17 protein-coding genes and 2 riboswitches are annotated in these 20,344 nt (G+C 69.0%); of the genes, 8 read left to right on the top strand and 9 right to left on the bottom strand.

Annotated features, from left to right (window positions below):
- Nucleotides 1-124: 124 nt before the first annotated feature.
- The gene (locus EYW47_RS16680) at nucleotides 125-499 is read left to right on the top strand and encodes a VOC family protein (RefSeq protein WP_133195942.1); all 375 of its coding nucleotides are present in this window, start codon (nucleotides 125-127) and stop codon (nucleotides 497-499) included.
- Nucleotides 500-540: 41 nt separating this feature from the next.
- On the opposite strand, the gene bluB is transcribed toward EYW47_RS16680, so the two are convergent.
- The 4 genes from bluB to EYW47_RS16660 all read right to left on the bottom strand — a co-directional run bounded on the left by bluB (nucleotide 541) and on the right by EYW47_RS16660 (nucleotide 3,707).
- Nucleotides 541-1,233 carry a 5,6-dimethylbenzimidazole synthase gene (gene bluB / locus EYW47_RS16675; protein WP_133195941.1) on the bottom strand — a complete coding sequence of 231 codons (693 nt, stop codon included), beginning with the start codon at nucleotides 1,231-1,233 and terminating at the stop codon, nucleotides 541-543.
- Nucleotides 1,217-2,551, bottom strand: a complete 1,335-nt coding sequence (locus EYW47_RS16670; protein WP_133195940.1) for a cobyrinic acid a,c-diamide synthase CobB — start codon at nucleotides 2,549-2,551, stop codon at nucleotides 1,217-1,219. The genes bluB and EYW47_RS16670 overlap by 17 nt, the downstream gene beginning before the upstream one ends.
- A gap of 4 nt (nucleotides 2,552-2,555) precedes the next feature.
- Nucleotides 2,556-3,158, bottom strand: coding sequence for a cob(I)yrinic acid a,c-diamide adenosyltransferase (cobO, locus tag EYW47_RS16665; protein ID WP_133195939.1), 603 nt, complete (start codon nucleotides 3,156-3,158; stop codon nucleotides 2,556-2,558).
- 123 nt (nucleotides 3,159-3,281) lie between these two features.
- The gene (locus tag EYW47_RS16660; protein ID WP_240763757.1) at nucleotides 3,282-3,707 is read right to left on the bottom strand and encodes a cobalamin biosynthesis protein; all 426 of its coding nucleotides are present in this window, start codon (nucleotides 3,705-3,707) and stop codon (nucleotides 3,282-3,284) included.
- A 323-nt stretch (nucleotides 3,708-4,030) separates the two neighbouring features.
- A riboswitch (cobalamin riboswitch) is annotated at nucleotides 4,031-4,301 on the top strand.
- Between the two features lie 264 nt (nucleotides 4,302-4,565).
- Here EYW47_RS16660 and cobW point away from each other — a divergent pair.
- The 4 genes from cobW (at nucleotide 4,566) to EYW47_RS16640 (ending at nucleotide 11,272) form a co-directional block, all read left to right on the top strand.
- Nucleotides 4,566-5,669, top strand: a complete 1,104-nt coding sequence (cobW, locus tag EYW47_RS16655) for a cobalamin biosynthesis protein CobW (protein WP_133195937.1) — start codon at nucleotides 4,566-4,568, stop codon at nucleotides 5,667-5,669.
- Between the two features lie 67 nt (nucleotides 5,670-5,736).
- On the top strand, nucleotides 5,737-9,531 hold the full coding sequence (cobN, locus tag EYW47_RS16650; protein ID WP_133195936.1) for a cobaltochelatase subunit CobN: 3,795 nt from the start codon (nucleotides 5,737-5,739) through the stop codon (nucleotides 9,529-9,531).
- Between the two features lie 2 nt (nucleotides 9,532-9,533).
- Nucleotides 9,534-10,598 carry a magnesium chelatase ATPase subunit I gene (locus tag EYW47_RS16645; protein ID WP_133195935.1) on the top strand — a complete coding sequence of 355 codons (1,065 nt, stop codon included), beginning with the start codon at nucleotides 9,534-9,536 and terminating at the stop codon, nucleotides 10,596-10,598.
- 92 nt (nucleotides 10,599-10,690) lie between these two features.
- Nucleotides 10,691-11,272, top strand: coding sequence for a vWA domain-containing protein (locus EYW47_RS16640; protein ID WP_133195934.1), 582 nt, complete (start codon nucleotides 10,691-10,693; stop codon nucleotides 11,270-11,272).
- A gap of 37 nt (nucleotides 11,273-11,309) precedes the next feature.
- Here EYW47_RS16640 and EYW47_RS16635 read toward each other — a convergent pair whose 3' ends face one another.
- The 5 genes from EYW47_RS16635 to cobG all read right to left on the bottom strand — a co-directional run bounded on the left by EYW47_RS16635 (nucleotide 11,310) and on the right by cobG (nucleotide 17,019).
- Nucleotides 11,310-12,275, bottom strand: a complete 966-nt coding sequence (locus EYW47_RS16635) for a flagellar brake protein (protein WP_133195933.1) — start codon at nucleotides 12,273-12,275, stop codon at nucleotides 11,310-11,312.
- Between the two features lie 145 nt (nucleotides 12,276-12,420).
- Nucleotides 12,421-14,253: a precorrin-3B C(17)-methyltransferase gene (gene cobJ, locus EYW47_RS16630; RefSeq protein WP_205710089.1), complete on the bottom strand. Its 1,833-nt coding sequence runs from the start codon at nucleotides 14,251-14,253 to the stop codon at nucleotides 12,421-12,423.
- The gene (locus tag EYW47_RS16625) at nucleotides 14,241-14,972 is read right to left on the bottom strand and encodes a precorrin-2 C(20)-methyltransferase (RefSeq protein ID WP_133195932.1); all 732 of its coding nucleotides are present in this window, start codon (nucleotides 14,970-14,972) and stop codon (nucleotides 14,241-14,243) included. Before EYW47_RS16625 ends, cobJ begins: the two co-directional genes overlap by 13 nt.
- Nucleotides 14,973-15,599, bottom strand: coding sequence for a precorrin-8X methylmutase (locus EYW47_RS16620; protein ID WP_133195931.1), 627 nt, complete (start codon nucleotides 15,597-15,599; stop codon nucleotides 14,973-14,975).
- Entirely contained in the window at nucleotides 15,592-17,019 is a 1,428-nt protein-coding gene (gene cobG, locus EYW47_RS16615; protein WP_133195930.1) for a precorrin-3B synthase, read from the bottom strand. Before cobG ends, EYW47_RS16620 begins: the two co-directional genes overlap by 8 nt.
- 145 nt (nucleotides 17,020-17,164) lie before the next feature.
- Nucleotides 17,165-17,355, bottom strand: a riboswitch (cobalamin riboswitch).
- Nucleotides 17,356-17,418: 63 nt separating this feature from the next.
- Between cobG and cbiE the strand changes: the two genes are divergently transcribed.
- From cbiE to cobM, 3 genes are read left to right on the top strand one after another with little or no spacing between them, the layout of a single operon-like run.
- Nucleotides 17,419-18,642, top strand: a complete 1,224-nt coding sequence (gene cbiE, locus EYW47_RS16610; protein WP_205710088.1) for a precorrin-6y C5,15-methyltransferase (decarboxylating) subunit CbiE — start codon at nucleotides 17,419-17,421, stop codon at nucleotides 18,640-18,642.
- Complete coding sequence (locus EYW47_RS16605; RefSeq protein WP_165976593.1) at nucleotides 18,639-19,373, top strand: cobalt-precorrin-6A reductase; 735 nt, start codon at nucleotides 18,639-18,641, stop codon at nucleotides 19,371-19,373. The genes cbiE and EYW47_RS16605 overlap by 4 nt, the downstream gene beginning before the upstream one ends.
- Nucleotides 19,374-19,396: 23 nt before the next feature.
- Complete coding sequence (gene cobM / locus EYW47_RS16600; protein WP_133195928.1) at nucleotides 19,397-20,128, top strand: precorrin-4 C(11)-methyltransferase; 732 nt, start codon at nucleotides 19,397-19,399, stop codon at nucleotides 20,126-20,128.
- Nucleotides 20,129-20,344 lie beyond the last annotated feature (216 nt).

Here is a 20,344-nt window from a genome sequence, read left to right as displayed (position 1 = left end):
CTATGGGCGGGTGTGGGCAATTTTCCCCAAGCCGGGTGCCGGCGTCGTGTACTAAGCTGATCTCCACGTGCTGCGGCAACGGTTGCCCGCAGGCGACGCCCTTTGCATGGGACGGGAGACAGACATGTACGACCACGTGGGTCTGCGCGTGCACGATCTTGCACGCAGCTTACGGTTTTACGAGGCGGCTCTGGCGCCGCTCGGTTATGGCGTCTGCGTGCGTTATGGCGACGACGTCGGCATCGGCAAGCCTGGCACACCGAAATTCTGGCTTCACACCGTGCCGGTCAGCAACACCGACAAGCCGCGCGGCGCGCACGTGGCGTTCGCTGCGGCGAGCCGCGCCGAGGTCGATCGCTTTTACGCTGCCGGCATCGAGGCGGGCGGTGTGGATAACGGCGCCCCTGGCCTGCGGCTCGATTACAGTCCCGACTATTACGGCGCCTTTCTCATCGACCCCGACGGCAACAATATCGAGGCGGTCACTTTCGGCGCCTGACCTCGAGGCGCGCCCGGCATGGCCTGGTCAGGCATGCCGGGCTATTGGCCATCCGTGCCCGCGTTCCCGCCTTGCGGCGCGTCTTCGGCCTGCAGGTCCGGCCAACGATTTTCGTACACGCATTCGCCGAGTGCCCGGCGCTCTGCCCAATGCTCGATCTCGAGCATCGGCTTCGGATAGAACTCGGCGACATGGCCCACGCAGAGGATCGCCACGGGCTTCGCGCCGGCCGGCATGCGCAGCAGCGTGCGCACGTCATCCACGTCGAAGATCGACACCCAGCCCATGCCGAGCCCTTCTGCGCGCGCCGCGAGCCACATGTTCTGGATCGCGCACGCCACCGAGGCAAGGTCCATCTCCGGCAAGGTGCGGCGGCCGAAGAGGTGTTTCTCGCGGCGGTCCATCAGCGCGACGACGAGCAACTCGCCGCATTCGCGCATGCCTTCCACCTTGAGCTTCATGAACTCGTCGCGGCGCTTGCCGAGCGCGTCGGCGGTGGCAAGGCGTTCGCGCTCGACGGTCTCGTGCAACTGCTCGCGCAGCGCCGTGTCGGTGATGCGCACGATGCGCCACGGCTGCATGTAGCCCACGCTCGGCGCGTGATGGGCGGCGTCCAGCAGGCGCGCCATCACCGCGGCATCGACAGGGCCGGGCGTGAAGTGCCGCATGTCGCGCCGTTCGTGGATCGCGCGGTAGACCGCGGCGCGGTCGGCTTCGTCAAAAGGCTGTGCCATGGAAGAGTGCGGCCGTGAAGGCCGGGTTGGAAGGCCAGTAGGCGTGCATGTAGGTCGCGACAATCGAGCCGTGCCGATAGAGCGGCTCGCCGTCCGCGCCCGTTTGCGCATGGCGCGCGCGCAGCGCGGGCGCGAGCGGCGTGCTCATGCGCGAATAATGGAACGTGTGGCCGGTGAGCATGCCGTGCGTGCCGTCGAGCCGCTGCATGCCGAGCGCCGCAAAGCGCTTTTGCATGACGGCCTCGCCGGGCAAGAGGCCGAGCATCGGCGTGCGCGTGCCCTCGACGCCGGTGAGCGCATCGAGCAGATACAGCATGCCGCCGCATTCGGCCACGAGTGAGCGCCCCGCAATTGCGTGCGCGCGCAACGAACCTGCGCTGCGCGTGTTGCGCGCGAGCGTGGCCGCGTGTAGCTCGGGATAGCCGCCGGGCAGGTAGATGGCGTGCGCCGCTGTGGGCGCGGGTTCGTCGGCAAGCGGCGAGAAAAAGCTCACGCGCGCGCCCAGCGCTTCGAGCAGCGCGAGATTCGCCGGGTAGATGAACGAGAACGCGGCATCGCGCGCGATTGCGATGTGCATGCCGTCGAGCAGGCGAGGCACGCTCGCGAGGGCATCCGCATCGCTCGCCTGAAACTCGACCGCTGGCGGCAATTGCGCGAGCGCGGTTTGCGCGAGGGCGTCGGCGGCGCGTTCGATGCGCGCATCGAGATCGTCGATCTCGCTGGCCTGATGCAGGCCGAGATGCCGGTCCGGCAGCGAAAACGCCGCGTCGCTCGCGACGTGGCCGAGCCAGCGGATATCGGCGGGCAGCCCTTCCTGCAACATTTGCGCATGGCGCGGCGAGCCCACGCGGTTGGCGAGCACGCCATGAAACGGCACGTCGGCGCGATAGCGCGCGAGCCCGAACGCGATCGCGCCAAAGGTCTGCGCCATCGAGTTCGCGCCAATCGCGGCCGCCACCGGCACGCCGAATTTCGCGGCGAGATCGGCGCTGCTGGGCGTGCCGTCGAACAGGCCCATGACGCCTTCGATCAGGATGAGATCCGCTTGCGCCGCGGCCTGCGCGAGCAATGCGCGGCAGCCCGCTTCGCCCACCATCCACAAGTCGAGCGACATCACGGGTGCGCCGCTCGCGCGCTCGAGAATCATCGGATCGAGAAAGTCCGGGCCGGTCTTGAACACGCGCACGCGCCGCCCCATGCGCCGGTGCAGGCGCGCGAGGCCGGCGGTCAGCGTGGTCTTGCCCTGGCCCGATGCCGGCGCGCTGATGAACAGCGCGGGGCAGGCGAGCGCGGCTGCCGTTGCTGCGATCGCTGCCATCGCGTCAGAACTCCACGCCCTTTTGCGCCTTCACGCCTTGCTCGCGGTACGGATGCTTCACGATCCGCATTTCGGTGACGAGGTCGGCGGCTTCGATCAGCGCATCGGGGGCGTGACGGCCCGTGACCACGACGTGCTGCATGGCGCCGCGCGCGGTGAGCACGCCGAGCACTTCGTCGAGCGGCAGATACTCGTACTTGAGCACCGTGTTGAGCTCGTCGAGGATCACCATGCCGTATTCGCCGCTCTCGATCATGCGCTTCGCGGCGTTCCAGCCCTTGCGCGCCGTGGCGATGTCGGCGTCGCGGTCCTGTGTGTTCCAGGTGTAGCCATCGCCCATCGTGATGAAGTCGCAGTGCGCGACGCTGCCGAGAAAGTCGCGCTCGGACGTATGCAGCGCACCCTTGATGAACTGCACCACACCGAGCTTCATGCCGTGACCCAGCACGCGCACGGCCATGCCGAACGCGGCCGTGCTCTTGCCCTTGCCGTTACCGGTGTTGACGATGAGCAGACCCTTTTCGTGCGTCGCGGCGGCCTGCTTCTTTTCGTGGCCTTCGCGGCGGCGCTCGGTCATGCGTTGGTGGGACTCGGGATCGGTTTTCATCGTTGCGGGTGTGTCCTGTGTTGCGGCCTTCGTCGCGGTTCTTCTTGCGGGCAGGGCCGGGAATGTTGTTTCGATTGCGGCGCGCTGGGGTGCGTTACTGTGCGCGCCTGCCGCGTGTTTGATTTATGTGGGGGCTTGTGCGGCGGTTTGCGCGTCTGCCTGTGACGCCTCGGCGAAAGCCGCGATCGCGACAGTCACGCCGTCGAGCGCGAGCTTGCCGCGCACGAGCGGGCCTCCAAGTGCGGCGAGCTGTGCACACGGCTCGCATACGCCCTGCACGCCAAAGCGCGCATGTGCCGCAACGCTTGCCCCGGACTGCATGCCCATGGCGTTCACGTTTTCGCGTGCGAAGGCCTGCAACGGCAGCGCATGCCTGGCGCAGAACGCGAGCAGGGCGGGTTCTGCTGCTTTCGCGTCGAGCGTGGCAACGGTCTTCACGCGTGCGAGCGGCCAGGCGCCGAGCGCCGCATGCACGGTCGCCTCCACCTGCGCGAGCGTCACGCCACTGCGGCAGCCGAGACCCAGCGCGAGCGGCGCTGGATTGTGCACTGATGCGGGGGCGGTGGGCAAGGCGTCGGCAGGCAGGGAGCGGTTCACGTGAATGCGCGAGTTCGAGGGCGTGGCGTGCGCAGAGCGGGACGCATTGCATGGTGTGGACGCCAGGGCGTGCATGCGATGCACTCCGGATGCGCGCATACGATAGCACACGCATTCCGGCCTTCGTGCATGGGCTGGGCCGCGCCAAGGGTAAAACCGGAGCGCGCGCAATCGGTCCAACGCGGGCCCAACGCGAGCCCAGCGCGGGCCTTGCGAGCGGCCGCCGCGCGCCTCATGCAGCGCACTCGCTGGTTGACGCGCGCGCGGCCCGCGCCTACACTCGCACGCACTCTGGTGCTCGCGTGCGCTTACGTTCTGCACGCAGTTAAACGGGAATCAGGGAGCCATCCCGCCACGGGCATGGCCAACCTGAACTGCACCCGCAACGGTACAACGAGCGCGTCGGCCGCAAGGTCGATGCAAGCCGCTTCAAAGCATGCATGGCATGCGCGATGCCACTGCGCAGGTGGGCCGCAAGGCCGGCCGCGCGGGAAGGTGAAGCGGCGCTTCGTCAGTCCGGATACCGGCCAGATACGAGGGACGCGCGCTGCGGGGTTGCGGCGCCGGGTCCATGATTTCCATGCGTCAGCCGGGCTTTGTCCGTGGCGCGTCTTTGCGTTTCACCGTTGTGCCAGCCTCGCGGCGCGCCACGCAACGCCCTCGCGCAGCTCATGCTGCCGGTGCGTTGTGCGTGGACCAGCAGGCGCGCGCGGTGCAGGCCGCGCGGTGTGTGACGGCACCACGCAAAGACGTGCGCGCGAGCAGCACGCGGCGCATCCCACCTGCGGCCGCGTGCCGAAGGAGCACTTCATGCAAACGCAGCACATGCGCAAGATCCCCGTCACCATCGTCACGGGCTTTCTCGGCAGCGGCAAGACCACGCTGCTGCGCCATATCCTCAAGCACGCGGGCGGCCTGCGCGTCGCCGTGATCGTCAACGAGTTCGGCGAGCTCGGCATCGACGGCGAGATCCTGCGCGGCTGCGGCATCGGCTGCGATGAGAACGGCAACGAGAAGGCCGGCGCGCTCTACGAGCTCGCCAATGGCTGCCTGTGCTGCACCGTGCAGGAAGAGTTCTTCCCGGTGATGGAGCAACTGCTCGAGCGCCGCGGCGAGATCGACCACGTGCTGATCGAGACCTCGGGCCTCGCGCTGCCCAAGCCACTCGTGCAGGCCTTCAACTGGCCGTCGATCCGCAATGCGTTCACCGTCGATGCGGTCGTGACCGTGGTCGACGGTCCCGCCGCCGCGAGCGGCCAGTTCGCGGAGAACCCGCAGGCCGTCGATGCGCAGCGCAAGGCCGATCCGAATCTCGATCACGAGTCGCCGCTGCACGAGCTGTTCGAAGATCAGCTCTCGGCGGCCGACCTCGTCATCCTCAACAAGACCGATCTCATCGATGCCGCGGCGCAGGAAGCGCTCATCGAAGACTTGCGCGCGGAGCTGCCGCCGCAAGTGAAGATCGTGCGCGCACAGCATGGCCAGCTCGATCTGCACACGCTGCTCGGCCTCGAAGCAGCTTCGGAGGAGAGCATTCATCTGCGCCACGACCACCACGGTTCCGCCGACGACGCCGACCATCATCACGACGAGTTCGATTCGGTCGTCGTGCAGGGCAGCGCGAGCTCGCGCGAGGCCGCGATCGAGGCGCTGCAAAAGCTCGTGGACGCGCACACGATCTATCGCGTGAAGGGTTTCGCCGCGCTGCCGGGCGCGCCGATGCGCCTCGTGATTCAAGGCGTGGGCCGCCGCTTCGACAGCTACTTCGACCGCCGCTGGAGTGCGCAGGAAAACGCGGCGCAGCCGCTCGCGAGCCGCTTCGTGCTGATTGGCGAGGATCTCGATGTGGCCGTGCTGCAACGCGCGTTCGACGCCGCGCTCGCTTCTTGCGCGCAGACCGCGCCGGCGCAATGAGCGTGCGTATGCACATACACATGCGCGACCACTGACCCACTGATTCACAGAAGCACACGAGAACGCCATGCATTTGCTGCGCACCACGCCGGGCGGCTTCGTCGACGACACGCAGGGCGTCGTCCGCATCGACCAGCAGCCTGCCGAGATCGTCGTGCTCAGCTCCGCCGACACGACGCTCGCCTTGCTCGCGAGCGTCGTGCCGCGCCTGCCCGCAGGCTTTCCGAGCGTGCGGCTCGCGAACGTCACGTATCTGCGCCAGCCCGCCTCGGTGGACTTCTATGTCGACGATGTCCTGCAGCATGCGCGCGTGGTCGTGGTCGATCATCTGGGCGGCGAGACGTACTGGCCTTACGGCATTGAACAGGTCGTCACGCTCGCGCAAAAGCGCGGGCAATTGCTCGCGATGTTCTCCGGCGACCTGCAGGAAGATCCGAACCTGATCGCAAAGAGCCGCGCTGAGCCCGAATTTTGCCGGCTGTTGTGGCGCTATCTGCGCGAAGGCGGCGCGGCCAACGCCGAAGGCTTTTTGCGCGCGCTCGCGTGGCAGGCGTTCAAGTGGGGCGCGGAGCCCGCGCCGCCCGTGGCGTTGCCCGCCGCCGCGCTGTATCACCCGCAGCGCGATATCGCGACCATCGACGACTGGCGCGCGCGCTGGCTGCCGGGCGCGCCCGTGGTGGCGATCCTGTTCTACAAGGCGCATTTGCAGGCTGCCAACACGGCCGCATTCGATGCGCTCATCGACGCGCTCGCCGAACGCAGCATCAATCCGCTGCCGCTCGCCATTACGTCGCTCAAGGACGCGCTGAGCCGCGACGTGCTCGACCGCCTCGCGCTCGAGCACGATGTCTCGCTCGTGCTCAATACCACGGCGTTCGCGGCCTCGTCGCTTGACGACCCCGAACCGCTCGCGATCGCGGGCGACGCCCCCGTGCTCCAGGTGATCCTGAGCGGCGGCAATCGCGACGACTGGCTCAAGGACAATCACGGCCTCAACTCGCGCGACATCGCCATGCATATCGCGCTGCCCGAAGTCGATGGCCGCGTGATCACGCGCGCGATCAGCTTCAAGGGCCTCGCGTATCACTGCAAGGTGACCCAGGTGGACGTGGTCCGCTATCAGCCCGATGCGGAGCGCGTGGCGTTCGTCGCGGAACTCGCGCGGCGCTGGTGCAGGCTGCGCCAGTTGCCGAACGCGCAGAAGAAGCTCGCGCTCGTGCTCGCGAACTATCCGATGAGCGAAGGGCGCATCGGCAACGGCGTGGGGCTCGATACGCCAGCATCGGTCGTGGGCATCTTGCGCATGCTGCGCGACGAAGGCTATGGCGTTTCCGATTTGCCCGAGGACGGCGAGGCGCTCATGCACACGCTCACGCAGGGCGTGACCAACGATCCCGATACGCGCGCGCTGCGTCCCGCGTGGCAAAGCCTTGCGCTCGACGACTACCGCAAGCGCTTTGCGCAATTGCCCGTGGAGGCGCAGAACGCGCTCATCGCGCGCTGGGGCACGCCCGAGCAGGACCCCACGGTGCGCCGCGGCCGCTTCATGATCGCGGGCTGGCGCTGCGGCCTGGTGTTCGTCGGCATCCAGCCCTCGCGCTCGCGTGGCGACGACAGCTACGCGAACTATCACGACGCCGAGCTCGTGCCGCCCCATGCGTATCTCGCGTTCTACTTCTGGCTGCGCGATACTTTCGGCATCGACGCGATCGCGCACGTCGGCAAGCATGGCAATCTCGAATGGCTGCCGGGCAAGAGCGTGGCGCTCGCCGAGACCTGCTGGCCCGACATGGCGCTCGGGCCGCTGCCGCATCTGTACCCGTTCATCGTCAACGACCCGGGCGAGGGCAGCCAAGCGAAGCGCCGCGCACAGGCCGTGATCATCGATCACTTGATGCCGCCGCTCACGCGCGCGGAGAACTACGGCCCGTTGCAGGATCTCGAACGCCAGGTCGATGAGTATTACGAAGCAATCATGGTCGACCCGCGCCGGGCCAGGCTGCTGCGCAAGACGATACTCGCGACGATCATCGAGCATCGCCTGCACGAGGAGCTGAGCATCGCAGCGCCGCAGGACCAGCAGGCCGAGGACGAATTGCTCACGCGCGCCGACGCGTATCTTTGCGAGCTGAAAGAAGCGCAGATCCGCGACGGCCTGCACACCTTCGGCATTTCGCCGCAAGGCACGCAGCGGCGCGACACGCTGCTTGCGCTGGGCCGCTATCCATGCGGCGACGGGCAGGGCGCGAACGCGGGCCTGATCGACGCGCTCGCGCGCGATCTCGGGATCGATCATCTGCTCGATCCCGCGAGCGTCGACTGGGCCGCGCCGTGGACCGGGCCGAAGCCCGCGCTGCTCGCGCAGGCGAGCGACGCGCGGTGGCGCCATGCGGGCGACACGCGCGAGCGGCTCGAAGCGCTGGCGGCGTCATGGCTTGCCGGCGTTTGCGAGGGCAAGCCGGGTGCACCGGAAAGCGCGACGCAAGACTTGCCGCACGCGGCCCGCGTCGTCGCGCGTCTGCGCGACGACGTGCTGCCGCGCCTCGACGCCTGCGGGCCGGAGGAATTGCGCCAGTTTCGCCGTGGCCTCGAGGGCCGCTTCGTGCCGCCCGGCCCGAGCGGCTCGCCCTCGCGCGGCCGCCCCGACGTGCTGCCCACGGGACGCAACTTCTATTCGGTCGACACGCGAGCGGTGCCCACGCAAGCGGCGTGGTCGCTCGGCATGAAGTCGGCGCAGCAGCTCATCGAGCGCCATCTGCAGGAACACGGCGACTATCCGCGCGCGGTGGGCCTTTCCGTATGGGGCACGGCGACGATGCGCACCGGCGGCGACGACATCGCCCAGGCGCTCGCGCTGATCGGTGTGCGCCCGAAATGGGCGGCGGGCAGCCAGCGCGTGATCGACTTCGAGATCATGCCGGTAGAGGCGCTGGACCGTCCGCGCATCGACGTCACCTTGCGCGTCTCGGGCTTCTTTCGCGACGCCTTTCCCAACGTGATGCATCTGTTCGATGCCGCCGTGCAGGCCGTGGCCGAGCTCGACGAGCCCGAGCATCTGAATCCGCTGCGCGCGCGTATCCTGCGCGAGCGCGACGCGCTCGTGGCCAAAGGCATGGACGCGGACGAGGCGCGCCGCCGCGCGGGCTGGCGCGTGTTCAGCGCGCGCCCGGGTGCGTATGGCGCGGGGCTGCAATCGATGATCGATCATCGCCAATGGCAGACCGATGCCGATCTCGCGCACGCGTACCAGGCCTGGGGCGGCTATGCGTATGCACAGAAGAGCGCCGGCGACGAGGCTCGCGACGCCTTCCGCACACGCCTTGCCACCATCGATGTCGTGTTGCAGAACCAGGACAACCGCGAGCACGACCTGCTCGACTCGAACGACTACTACCAGTTCCAGGGCGGCATGGCCGCGGCGGCGCGGCACTTCTCGCAGGCGCAGCCGAGCCTCTATCACGCCGATCACAGCAATCCCGCCGCGCCGCGCATCCGGCCGCTGCACGAGGAAATTGCGCGCGTGGTCCGCTCGCGCGTGGTGAACCCGAAGTGGCTCGAAGGCGTGAAGCGCCACGGCTACAAGGGCGCGGCGGAAATGGCGGCCACCGTCGATTACCTGTTCGGCTATGACGCGACCGCGCGCGTGGTGGGCGACCATCAATATGCGCTGGTCGCGAACGCCTATGTGCACGACGACGACACGCGCGCCTTCTTGCAGCGCCACAACCCGCACGCCCTGCACGCGATTTGCGAGCGGCTGGTCGAAGCGATGCAGCGCGGCCTGTGGCAACAGCCCGGCGAGCAGCGCGCGCAACTCGAACACCGCCTGATTGAAGCCGGGCAGCATCTGGAGGCATCCTGAACATGAGCGAAGCGCGCATGCGTGCCGCATTTCCCTTTACGGCGCTGGTCGGCCAGGCGCCGTTGCAGCGCGCGCTGCTGCTGGCGGCCGTCGATCCGGCGATTGGCGGCGTGCTCGTGAGCGGGCCGCGCGGCACGGCCAAATCGACGGCGGCGCGCGCGCTCTCCACGCTGTTGCCCGACGGCGCGTTCGTCACGCTGCCGCTCGGCGCGAGCGAAGAGAAGCTGATCGGCACGCTCGACCTCGAAGCGGCGCTGCGCGAGAGCGCGGTGCGCTTTTCGCCGGGCCTGCTCGCGCGCGCGCACGGCGGCGTGCTCTACGTGGACGAAGTGAACCTGCTGCCCGACGCGCTCGTCGACGCGTTGCTCGACGCGGCCGCGAGCGGCGTCAATACGGTCGAGCGCGACGGCGTCTCGCACACGCACGAGGCGCGCTTCGTGCTGGTGGGGACGATGAATCCCGAGGAAGGCGAACTGCGCCCGCAGTTACTGGATCGCTTCGGGTTGACGGTCGAACTGAACAACAGCTTCGATGTGGACGAGCGTCAGCGCATTGTCAAGGCGCGGCTCGCGTTCGATGCCGACCCGCTGGCGTTTTGCGCGGCGCACGAGGCGGCGCAGCGAGCGCTTGCTGAGCGCATTGCCGCCGCGCGAGGCGCGCTCGACGCACTCGATCTGAGCGACGCGGTGCACGAGCGGGCGGCGCGGCTGTGCGTTCAGGCCGCCGTCGACGGCATGCGCGCCGATCTGGTGATGCTGCGCGCGGCGCGCGCGCTGGCTGCGTTCGAAGGCGCGGCGCAGGTGGCGCCCGAGCACGTCGACGAGGTCGCCGAGGCGGTGCTTGCGCATCGGCGCCGCGTCATGCCGGATCAGCGGCCATCAAGCAGCGAACGCGGCGAGGGCGGTGCGCCAAACGAACCGGGGCCGGGGTCGGGGTCGAAGTCGCAAGAAACCTCGGCGGAAAGCTTGCAGTCCGAAGCAAATCCGGATTGGGGCGAGCTGCCACCCGAGCCGGTTGCGGCACGGCAAGTGAAGGGCGTGATTCCACTGCCCGCAAAAAAACGCTGACCCGCCGGGCAAGGGCTGCCGCTCAGGTTCAGGGCGGTGCACGGCGGCGTGAAGGCCCGGGGCGCGCACGCACGCGCACCGTCCGCGACGCAGTGCCGGGCGCGCGCATCGCCTGGCTGCCCACGCTCGCCGCGAAGCGCGGCGGCGCGCTGAGCGCCGCGCATCTGCGTTTTGTGCGACATAAGGCCGGCACCGGTGCGCTCCATTGCTTCGTGCTCGATTGCTCGGCCTCGATGCTCGCGCATGGACAGCTTGCGCTGGCGAAGGGCCTGCTGATCGCGCTGTTCGACCGCGCGCGCAGCGAGCGCGTGGAAGTGGCGCTGATCTGCTTTGGCGGCGTGCGCGCCGAGCTGCGTTTCGGGCCGGCCGTGCCGCGCTGGTGGAACGAGCGCTGGCTCGAGCCGATTGGCGGCGGGGGCGCTACGCCGCTTGAAGCCGGGATGAGCCGCGCGGCGCAACTGCTTGAAAGCGCGGCGCGCCGCGACCCGGCGCGCGAGCGTCATCTCTGGCTCTTCAGCGACGGCCGCACCACGCAATGGCCGGCGCGCCCGCGCCATGCCGACCACGTCAGCGTGGTCGACTGCGAAGGCGCGGCCGTGCGCGTGGGGCGCTGCCGCGCGCTCGCGCAGGCGTGGCAGGGGGAATGCTTCGACGCCGCAGCGCTGCTCGCCTGAGCGTGTGCGTGCACGGCAAACGTGTGCCGCGCCGTCATCAGCGCGGGCCGTTGCTCCAATAAACCACGTCGTCCTGACGATCGAACACGTAGACCTTCATCGCCATTTGCTCGGCGCTCGTGAGGCTGTCGAGTTCGAGGCCGAGCGTGCATTGCATCTGCGCGTCGTCTTCCTGCTGCACGTTGCGAATGACGGCGCTTGTTTCGATGGCCGTGTCGATATCGCCGCAGCGCAGGCTGAAGGCGATGCGCAGCCGCTCGCCGATCTGGCCGAGCGCCCAGGGCGCCGTGAGCGAGAGCCCCAGCGCGCTGATGCCGCGCGCGAGCGCGACGCCCTGATAGCCTTCGTCGCCGATGCCGAAGCGCACCGGAAAGCGCGCGTTCACGCGGACCGACTTGCGCTCGCGCAGCATGCGTATATTGGCCGGCTTCGATAGCACGAGATAGCCGAACGGCGCCTGGTACATCGCGTGGATCGTGCAGACGAAGCGATAAACGGCCTGGCTCGCGATCGCCACGATTTCCACGTTTTCACCGGGCGTGATCTCGATCGGGCGGCCCTTCGCGTAGGGCAGCGTCACGAGGATCGACTCGTTCGGCGCAATGCCAATCAGCTTGCACGGATGCATCGGCGCGCCACTTGCGCCTTGTAGCGGGCGCAACCCCATCGATGCGCCAATGGTCAGATGCAGGTCGCGCACGCCCGGCGCGGTTTCCGGCTCCTGCGGCCTGGCGCGCGCGAGCGCCTCATCGGGCGTTTCGCAGTCGCCGCGTTGCGGGGTGAAGTGGCGGAACAGGAAGTCGCGCTCGATCTCGCCCACCAGTATTGCGCCGCGCTCGAGCAGCAGCGTGCCGTCGTGGTCCGCGAGGGGCCATTCGAGCGGCTGGCCGAGCGGGAGGTCAGCGGGCGTGAGCGATGCGGCGCCGGGCGCGGCATCGGGCGTGGTGTCGGGGGCGTCGCCGGGTGCAGCGTCGTGGGCGGCTTCGAGGGGAGTGTCGGTCATCGGCGCACGTAATGAGGCAGAAGCGGGGCAGAAGTGAGGCGGAAGCGAGGCAGGATCGCGAACTAACAAGATCACTGCGTATACGGCACGCCGCGCAAAAAGTTGAGTGAGGGGAAACGCGAGCTTCGCACCCCTCGATGCGCGCTCAACCTTTCGCGCCTCCATCCTGCGCATACCAGCGCGGCGTGTAGATCCATTCGCCGCCCTTTTCGCCGATGCTGTCGCCGCGCGCGAAGCCACGCGTGGCCGACGACCCGACGATGACCATCGTGCGCATGTCCACCTGCGACGACTCCAGCTCGCCCAGCGTGGTCGTCCGCAGTGTTTCTCCCGGGCGGCCCACGTCGCGGCCGAGCACGACGCGCGTGCCGGGCGCGCGCACTTCGCGCACGATTTCCAGTGCGCGGTCGAGTTGCCAGGGCCGCGCGCGCGAAATCGGGTTGTAGAAGGCCATCGCGAGGTCGGCGAGCGCGGCGTGGCGCAGGCGTTTCTCGATCACGCTCCACGGCTTGAGGTTGTCCGAGAGCGAGAGCATGCAGAAGTCGTGGCCGAGCGGCGCGCCAACGCGCGCCGCCGTGGCGAGCGCCGCCGAGACGCCGGGCACGATCTCGAGCTCCACACGGTGCCAGCGCGGCTCGTCCGAGGCTTCGAGCGCTTCCAGCACGGCGGCGGCCATCGCGAACACGCCGGGGTCGCCCGACGACACCACCGCCACGCGCCGCCCCGCGCTCGCGAGCTCGAACGCATGGCGCGCACGCTGGAGCTCTTCGCGGTTGTCGGTGGCGTGGCGCACCTGCCCCGGGCGCAACGGTCCCGCCATCTCCACGTAAGTGGCGTAGCCGACGATATCGGTGGCCTCGTCGAGCGCGGCGCGCGCCATGGGCGTGAGCAAGTCGGCGCGACCCGGTCCGAGGCCCAGCACCGTGAGCTTGCCGCGTGCCTTGCCGAGCGTGTGCGCGTCGATGGGCTCATGCGCGACGCTCAGCGCGATGCCGTGCCCGGCGGCGAGGCGTTGCGCGGATGCAGACAGCGCGAGTGCGTCGAGCAGGGCGCCGGCGCTAGCGCTCGCACGATTGCTAGCTTGATCGCTGGCTTGATCGCGAAGCGCATCGGCCGAGTCGGCAGCTTGGGCGGGACCCGCCATCTCAGCAGCATTGGCCGGATCGCCGGCATCGGCGAATCGCAGCGGCACGCCCAATGCGCGCGCCGCCTGCTCGAACCCGGCATCGCCCATTCGCGCGGCCGGCGCGACGAGCGCCGCGAGCGCCTCTTGCGCGATGCCGTTTGCGCTCAGTGCCTCTCGCACGTGCTCGGCGAGCAGCGCATGCGCGACGCTGGCCGTCGCGACCACGCTGCGCGGATGAATCACGAGATGCTCGGGATTGCCGTCCCAGGCGTGCGGGCTCACGCGGATTGCGTGGCGCGCCGCCGGGTCGCGCGGCAGGTTCACGGTCTCGAGCCAGGGCGCGGCGCCGTCGATGCGCGTGGCCTCGCCCGCGAGCAGATCGGAGACGAAGCGCTTGCCCTGCGCGAGGCTCGCAAGCGCGTAGCCTTCGGGCGGATTGAGCAGGCACGTGCCGAAGCGCAGCTCGCCGCTCGTGGTGATGGCGGGCGCGGTCTCGAGCGCCGCGCCAATCTCGCGCGCCATGACGTTCACGCCGGTGAGGCCGCCGAGCAGCGGCACGACGGCGCTGCCGTCCTCGGCGAGCGCGAGCACGGGCGGCTCCACGCCCTTGCTGGCGAGCAGCGGCGCGAGGCAGCGAATCACGATGCCGGCCGCGCACAGCGCGACGATGGGCGTGCCGCGCCGATACAGCTCGCGCAAGTGCTCGCTCAATGCGCTGAACGCGACATCGCCTTGTGCGCGTTCCTGCAAGGCGTGGATCTGTGCGCCTGCATAGAGCGCCTTCACGCGCTGCGCGGTTGCGAGCGCGCCGGGGCCGAGCACGACGATCGCGGGCGGCATCAGGCCTGCCATTTTTCCCCCGGCACGACGAGCAGCGAGAAGTACGGCGAGGCCATCGGATCGACCTCGTCGAGCGGCACGATGCGCTGGTTCGCCATGGTCGCGCGCTCGACATAAAGCGCGCGCTGCGCGAGGCCGAGCTCCGCGAGCACGCGGCGCACCTTCTCGAAGTTGCGGCCCAGTTTCATGATGACGGCGGCGTCCGCATCGGCGAGGCGGCGGCGCAGTTCGTCCTCGGGCAGCACGCCCGAGAGCACCGCGAGGCTCTGGTTGCGGTAGACGAGCGGCACGCCCAGCACGGCCGCGCCGCCGAGCATCGAGCACACGCCCGGCACCACTTCGGCTTCGTAGCGCTCGGAGAGGCGGTCGTGCAGGTACATGTACGAGCCGTAGAAGAACGGATCGCCTTCGCAGATCACGGCCACGTCGCGGCCCGCGTCGAGATGGCCGGCGACGATCTGCGCGGCGCCGTTGTAGAAGTCGGCGATGATCGCCTCGTACGAGAGCGGCGGCTCGAGCGCTTCGGTCGTCACGGGATAGACGAGCGGCAGGCGTTCCTGTTGCGCGCCCAGATGGTCTTCCACGATCCCGAACGCATTGCCTTTTTTGCCTTTGGCGACGAAGTACGCGACCACGGGCGCGGCCTTCAGGAGGCGCAGGGCCTTGAGCGTGAGCAGCTCGGGGTCGCCGGGGCCAACGCCGATGCCGTGCAGACGGCCTTTGATGGACATTTATTCGATCTCCGAAGCAAGTGCGTTGACGGCGGCGGCGGCCATGGCGCTGCCGCCGCGCCGCCCGTGCACGGCCACGAACGGCACGCCGTGCGCGGCGGTGGCGAGCAGGGCCTTGGACTCGGCGGCGCCGACGAAGCCCACCGGCATGCCGAGGATCAGCGCGGGGCGCGGCGCGCCGGCGGCGATCATGTCGAGCAGGTGAAAGAGCGCGGTGGGCGCGTTGCCGATGGCGACCACGCTGCCTTCGAGGTGTTCGCGCCACAACTCGAGCGCGGCGGCCGAGCGCGTGTTGCCGAGTTCGCGCGCGAGGCCGGGCACGGCGGGGTCGTCGAGCGTGCAGATCACGGCATTGCTGGCAGGCAGGCGTGCGCGCGTGATGCCGAAGGCGACCATCTTCGCGTCGCAGAGAATGGGCGCGCCGTTCGCCAGCGCCGTGCGGCCGGCGTGGCCCGCGCCGGGCGAGAACGCCAGCTCGGCGGCCACGTCGACCATGCCGCAGGCGTGGATCACGCGCACGGCAAGCTTTTCGAGGTCGGTGGGAATGTGCGTGAGATCGGCTTCGGCGCGTATCGTCGCGAACGACTCGCGATAGATCGCCTGGCCGTCGCGAATGTAGTCAGACATCGGTGGTGCTCCGGGGCCGCTGCGCGAGGGCGTTCGCGGCGGCTTCGATTGTCAGGTTGCGCGCGACCAGGCGCCCGAATGGGGCTGCGGCTGTGTCGCGCTCGTAAAGGTCATAGTGGCCGTGTGCCGCGGCAAGCAGCGTGAAAGGTGCCTGATGCGCCGCCGCGCAGGAGCGCTCGCAGCCGCTCAAGTGCACATGCACATTGGGCGGCAGCTGCGCGGCGAGACGCAGCGCGTCGGTCTTGGTATCGGCACGGCTCTTCGCACAGCCCGCCGAGCCCGTGCAGGCGATCGTGCGCGCGAGCGGATCGGCGCTATCGCATACGAGGCCGAGCGCGCGCAGGCGGCCGAGCACTTCCGGCCAGGCGCATTGCGCCACGTTCGGCAAGATCGCGCCTTGCCAGGGCGTGATGCGCAGCGTCGCGTCGCCGTGTGCTTCTGCAAGCGTGGCGAGCGCGTGCAGCGTCGCGGCATCGAGCCGTGCGAGCGGTGGCTGGCAGCCCGCGTAGCCCCTGGTGTCCGCATGATCGATGTTGCGTCCATCCAGTGCATGTGCACCGAGGCGCAACGAGAGGTCGACTGGCTGACGTCGCCATGTGTGCAATGCCGTTTCATTGCACGCGCCGTGGCACGCGATGGGGAAATCCGCGTGATGAAGTGCGCGTTGGAGCACCGTATCGGCATCGTGCGATGCGAGTGCTTCGCGCATGCGCGTCTGCCCGGGCTGCGCGAGGTCGAGGAACGCATGCAGCAGCGCGCGAATGAGCGCGGGCGCGTGCGCGGATGCGACTGCGCCGAGCGCGCCGTCGCCAACGCAGCCGGCGAGGCCGAATACGAAGCGCACGCCGTTTGCGCCGCGCGCGGCCGCGAGCCAGATGTCATGCGGATGATCGAGCGCCGCGAGACGCTCGCCGCCGTCGAGCAGCAGCGCGAACTTGGGCGAGAGCGCCGCGAATCGCGGCTCGCTGTGCAGCATCGCGACGATGGGCGCGGTGAGCGTGGTGGTGTCGATGAGCGCATCGGGATCGAGTCCGGCCAGCGGGCTCAGCATCAGATTGCGCAATTCGTCGGCGGTGCAGAGATCGCCGCGCGCATGCACCGCTGTCTTTGGCCCCAGGCCCGCCGCAACTAGCGCCTCGGTGAGTGCCGCCTCGCTGCCCGCGCGCACGCCGCGCACCTGCACGTTCGCGCGGTTGGTCAACTCGAGCGTGCCGCTCGCATGGGTGAGCGCGGCCTGGGCGATCGCATGCGCCTGCGCGGCCGTGAGCGCGCCGCCCGCGAGGCGGATGCGGCACAGTCCGCCATCGCGCGCCGCGACCACGCGCACGAGACCCGGGCACGCCGAACGGCGGGCCGCGGCCAGCGCAGCAGGAGACAAAGCGGGCTTCGAGTCGTGATTCAAGGGACACCGTGCATGCATCGCGCGCTCAGGCACGCCGCCGCGAGCGCGCTGCGAAAGTGCGAACGCGGTGCGCCATGCGGGAGCGCGAAAAAAACGCAAAAACGCGAAAACGTCCGCGCGCTGCGATCGCAGCCGGTACACCCCGCCAGGCTTTGGACGCGCGCGAACAAACGTTCGGCCGGCAGGTCTCCTGGCTCGCAGGTCGTCAACCGCATCGGCCTTCCCGGTAAAACCAGTGGCTCGGATGGATGCGGTCTCGCTGCTCACAGTCGCGGGGGCGGCCACAGCTTCGCTGTGTTCCCTTGCATGCCTTCGGGCTTTCGCCCTTCAGGCGCCGGCGGAAGCGGTATTATGCCCGTTTTCCAGCGCGTTTCCGCGAATCAGTGCGGCCCGCGCGCAATGCGAAACGGAGAGCGGATGCAGGGCAGGCGGGCGTGGCTGACGGTGATCGGCATAGGCGAGGATGGATACGCTGGGCTCGGGCGCGAGGCGCGGCGCGCGCTCTTCGCGGCGGCGGCGGTGGCCGGCGGCGCGCGCCATCTGGCAATGCTGCCCGCGCGCGTGCAGGCGCGCCGCGAGCCCTGGCCGCAGCCGTTCAGCGTCGAGCCGCTGCTCGCGCTGCGCGCCGCGCACGAGCGCGTGTGCGTGCTCGCGAGCGGCGACCCCATGTTTTACGGCGTGGGCGCGACGCTCGCGCGTCACGTGGCGCCGGGCGAGATGGACGTGCTGCCCGCGCCTTCGTCGCTCTCGCTCGCGGCGGCGCGCCTCGGCTGGGCGCTCCAGGAGACGGCCGTGGTTTCGCTGGTCGGCAGGCCGCTCGACGGGCTCCGGCGTCATCTCTACGCGGGCTCGCGCGTGCTCGCGCTGAGCGCCGATGGGCGCACGCCCGCGGCGCTCGCAGCGCTGCTCTTGGCACAAGGCTACGGCGCGACGCGGCTCACGGTGTTCGAGCACCTGGGCGGCCCACTCGAGCGGCGCATCGAAGGCCGCGCCGATGCATGGCATGGCGATGAGGTTGCCGCGCTCAACCTCGTCGCGTTCGAATGCGAAGCCGATGGCGAAGCACCAGCGCGCGCATGGACGCTTACGCCCGGCTTACCCGACGACGCTTACCTGCACGATGGCCAACTGACCAAGCGCGACGTGCGCGCGCTCACGCTCGCGCGCCTCGCGCCCACGCCCGGTGCGTTGCTCTGGGACGTGGGCGCGGGCAGCGGCTCGATCGGCATCGAGTGGATGCGCGCTCATGCGGCATGCCGCGCGATCGCCATCGAATCGAATGGCGAGCGTCAGCGCTTCATCGAACACAATCGCAACGCGCTCGGCGTGCCGGCGCTGCAACTCGTGGCGGGCCGCGCGCCCGACGCACTCGCCGGTCTTGCCGCGCCAGACGCCGTGTTCATCGGCGGCGGCGTGACCGTGCCTGGCGTGCTCGAAACCTGCTGGGCGCGTCTTGAATCCGGTGGCCGCCTCGTGGCGAACGCCGTGACCGTGCAGAGCGAGGCGGCGCTCGTGGCATGGCGTGCGCAACATGGAGGCACGCTCACGCGCATCGGCTTGGGCGTTGCCGAGCCGCTCGGACGCTTCGATACGTGGCGCCAGGCGCTGCCCGTCACGCTCTACGAAACCGTGAAGCCATGACGGCGCGCATTCTGCTGCTCGGCGGCACCGGCGACGCATTGCGCATTGCCCGCGCACTTGGGCCCGAGCATGTCTACAGCCTTGCGGGCCTCGGCCGCGTGCCCGCCGATCTGGCCTGTGCTGTGCGCGTGGGCGGCTTCGGCGGCGCCGAGGGCCTCGCGCGCTATCTCGCCGATGAGCGCATCGCGCTGGTGCTCGACGCCACGCATCCCTACGCGGCGCGGATCAGCGCGAACGCGGCGCGCGCATGCGCGGCGGCACAGGTGCCGTACTGGGCGCTGCGCCGCGCGCCGTGGCAGCCGCAGCATGGCGACGACTGGCGCATGGTGGACGGCTGGGCGGGCGCGATAGAAACCATCGCGCCGTTTTCGCGCGTGCTTTTCACGCTCGGCCGCGAGCCGCTTGCGCATCTCGACGAGGTTCCCGCGCATCAGCACTGGACGGTGCGCTGCCTGGACGCGCACGCGGGCCACGCGCGGGCGCGCGTGATTGACGCGCGCGGGCCGTTTACGCTCGAGGGCGAGCGCATGTTTATCGAAGCAGGGCGCTTCGGCGTCGTCGTGAGCAAGAACAGCGGCGGCGACGCCACCGAGGCGAAGCTCGCCGTCGCGCGCGAGCTGGGCTTGCCCGTGGTGATGATGCGGCGGCCCGCACTGCCGCACGCGCATCGGGCGTTCGTTTCGACGCAAGACGCGATCGATGCGCTCGCCACGCTTGTACAGCACACCTGACCTATTTAGCGGAGTTTCAACGCATGACCGTTTTCTTTATCGGCGCGGGGCCGGGCGACCCCGAGCTGATCACCGTGAAAGGGCAGCGCCTCGTGCGCAGCTGTCGCGTGATTCTCTATGCGGGCTCGCTTGTGCCGCCCGCCGTGCTCGAAGGCCATTGCGCGCACCAGGTGGTGGACACCGCGCCGCTGACACTCGATGAGATCGTCGCACTGCTTGAAAACGCGCATGCGTTGGGCTATGACGTCGCACGCGTGCATTCGGGTGATCCGTCGCTTTATGGCGCGATTGGCGAGCAGATTCGCCGCTTGCGTGAGCTTGGGATTCCTTATGAAGTCGTGCCCGGTGTGACGGCGACAGCCGCGTGCGCCGCGGCGCTCGGCAGCGAGCTCACGTTGCCCGGTATTTCGCAGACGCTGATTCTTACGCGCTACGCGACGAAGACGTCGATGCCCGAGGGTGAAGCGCTAGGTGACCTGGCGCGCCATCGAGCGACGATGGCTGTGCACCTGGGTGTGCGTCATATCGCGCGTATTGTGGAGGAATTGCGGCCGCATTATGGGGATGATTGTCCGGTGGCCGTGATTTATCGCGCGAGCTGGCCGGATGAGGAGCGCGTGACCGGTACGCTCGCGGATATCGTGGTGAAGGTTCGGGCTACTGATATCGAGCGCACGGCGCTGATTCTCGTAGGGCACGTGCTTGGTGCCGAGGGGTTTGCTGATTCGAGGCTTTATGGCGCGTCTAAGCGCTAAGGGGTTATTTTGGTGTTTTGAGTTCTGGGATTTGGGGTGGGTTATTGCGGTTTGCGCGTTTCCTTGTTTTCATGTCGGTCTATTAGCGTTACCCCTGTGCGGGGCGGCACCTACTTTTCTTTGCAGCGGCAAAGAAAAGTAGGCAAAAGAAAGCCGCTCAAACCGCTAGTGTGACGCCGTGGACCACTAACCTTATATCGAAGTGGCTCCGGGGCA

This window comes from Paraburkholderia silviterrae (genome assembly GCF_004353915.1).
Classification (GTDB): domain Bacteria; phylum Pseudomonadota; class Gammaproteobacteria; order Burkholderiales; family Burkholderiaceae; genus Paraburkholderia; species Paraburkholderia silviterrae.
This window is presented reverse-complemented; position numbering and strand designations above follow the sequence as displayed.